The 2,172-nt window shown below is 68.1% G+C and carries 3 protein-coding genes; 2 read left to right on the top strand and 1 reads right to left on the bottom strand.

Annotated features, from left to right (window positions below; all coding sequences use genetic code 11):
• Both DBR34_RS07650 and DBR34_RS07655 read left to right on the top strand, forming a co-directional pair.
• Positions 1 to 1,416, top strand: a 1,416-nt coding sequence (locus DBR34_RS07650; protein WP_219928231.1) for an AAA family ATPase, incomplete at its 5' end; no start/stop codon positions are given.
• Between the two features lie 115 nt (positions 1,417 to 1,531).
• Entirely contained in the window at positions 1,532 to 1,831 is a 300-nt protein-coding gene (locus tag DBR34_RS07655; protein ID WP_128096347.1) for a hypothetical protein, read from the top strand.
• On the opposite strand, the gene DBR34_RS07660 is transcribed toward DBR34_RS07655, so the two are convergent.
• Positions 1,824 to 2,172, bottom strand: a 349-nt coding sequence (locus DBR34_RS07660) for a GNAT family N-acetyltransferase (RefSeq protein ID WP_181393939.1), incomplete at its 5' end; no start/stop codon positions are given. The genes DBR34_RS07655 and DBR34_RS07660 overlap by 8 nt on opposite strands.

Raw genomic sequence — 2,172 nt, forward strand, 5'->3', positions numbered from 1 at the left:
GGCTGGACATTGCCCGGCTGCGTGCGTGAGTGGCGCCTGCCCGACACGCTGCCCTTGGCGCTGGAGCGCCTGTGGGTGTACCTGCCCGATCCGGAGATGACCGGCGACGCCATCGTGCAGCAACTGCGCGGCATGCCCAACGGCCAGGACGTGGTGCTGCTGGTCAGCCCGTCGCTGCAGGCCGAGCCGGCACTGATGGCCTATGCCGACGACCCGGCCAACCTCTGCGCCTGCCTGGACCAGGCGGCGCAGACGCGGTGGCTGCTGCAACCGGGCGCCGTGGCGCTGCTGGTTGCGCTGCTGGCGCGTCAGCTGAAAGTGACCCGCATATCGCCCTACCAGACCCATGGCGGCATCACCCGCCCGGCGGCGTTCTTCGGGCGTGAATCGTTGCTGGCGCGCGTGCTCAACCGGGAACCGGGCAACTACCTGCTGGTGGGCGGGCGGCAGCTGGGCAAGACCAGCCTGATGAAGGCGATCGAGCGCCGTTTCGTTGGGCACCCGCACGTGCATTGCCGGTATCTGTCCCTGCGTGACCATCGCCTGGCCGTGCGGTTGGCCGCGGAGCTTGGCCTGCCCGAAGACACCGGCATCGACGCGCTGGTCGCGGCGATGTCAGCCAGCGCCGAGGGGCGGCGGGTCCTGCTGTTGATCGATGAAACCGACCTGTTCCTGCGCGATGAGGCCCAGCACGGCTACCCGCAGTTGTCCGCGTTGCGTGCCATCAGTGAAGAGGGGCGCTGCCACTTCATGCTGGCCGGGTTCTGGGATCTTTACGAGGCGGTGACACTGGATTTCGCCTCACCGCTGCGCAACTTTGGCGAGGTCATCCACGTGGGCGGGCTGGAAGACGAGGCCTGCCATGCGCTGGCCACCGAGCCGATGTCGCGGCTGGGCGTGCACTTCGCCGCGTTGGACCTGCCACGTACGCTGGTGGCGGCCTGCGGCCGGCGTGCCAACCTGGTGGCGATCGTCTGCCAGCAGCTGCTGTCGCAGCTGGGGCGGGGCGAGCGGGTGATCGATGCCCGCCAGCTGCATGCGGCCCTGGGATCGGATCCGGTGTTCGACGCGCTGGCCGGCTGGGCGCGGTTGACCCCCGATCCGCTCGCGAACCGGATCGACCGCATCGTGGTGTATCGCCTGGCGTGCGCGCAGCTGGGCCCGGGTGCCGAGCGCGGGGTTGCCCTGGAGGACGTACTGGCCGCCTTCGACGCGGCCGGCGTGGCCGTGGAGGCCGAAACGCTGCGGCGCGCGCTGGCGCGGTTGCAGCTGGCGTACGTCATCCGGCGCGACGACAGCGGTGCGCGTTTCGTGTTCGCGGTGCCGCTGTTTGCCACGCAGTTCCAGCTGGAGGAGGCACGTGCGCTCCAGCAGCGCGAACTGCAGGCGCTGGCATTGGCAGAACCCTCCGGTTGACTGCCCGCCGTGCGGTTGCACGCGTGCCGCCGCGCGTGCGCGGACGGTGTTCCGCCCGTGCCGGCTTTGTGCAAGACTCGCTCCCTGACCACAGCGTTGCAAGGACGGGAAGCGCATGCAGTTTTTTGCCCTGGACAATTTTGCAGGACTGGTGAACCAGACGTTCGAGGTTGCGCTGGGCGATGTGGGAAACACCTCGTTCGTGCTGGTCGAGGCGCGCCCGTTGCAGCCGGGTGAGTCACTGCCGGGGCAGGTACGCGCACCGTTCTCGCTGCTGTTCCGCCACGAAGCAGCGATCGTGTTCCCGCAGAAGACCTACCCCATGCAGCATGAGGCCTTGGGCGAATTTGGCATCTTCCTGGTGCCGATCGCGCGCGACCGCACCGGGTTCATCTACCAGGCACTGTTCAACTGAATTCCTGGCGCATCACCAGGCGCAGCGTGTCGCTGCCAACGCTGGCAAAACCGAGCCGCTGATACAGCCGAAGTGCGGCCGCATTGTCGCGCAGCACGCTCAGCTGCACGGCGGTGCACGCGTGCTGCCGTGCAAGTTGCTGCACGTGTGCAAGCATGGCCGTGCCGATGCCCTGTCCACGTTCGGCGGACAGCAGCAGGATGTCGATGATGTGCAGCGCATCGCCGTCGTCGTGCAGGTAGAGGCGACCCAGCGGTCTGCCGGTGTGCTCCACGATCAGGAACGCCGCGTCGGTGTACTGCCCGATGTAATGGCGGTGCTGCAGCTCGAACTGGCTGTCC

The organism is Stenotrophomonas sp. HMWF003 (assembly GCF_003061285.1).
In the GTDB taxonomy this organism is placed as follows: Bacteria; Pseudomonadota; Gammaproteobacteria; order Xanthomonadales; family Xanthomonadaceae; genus Stenotrophomonas; species Stenotrophomonas maltophilia_AP.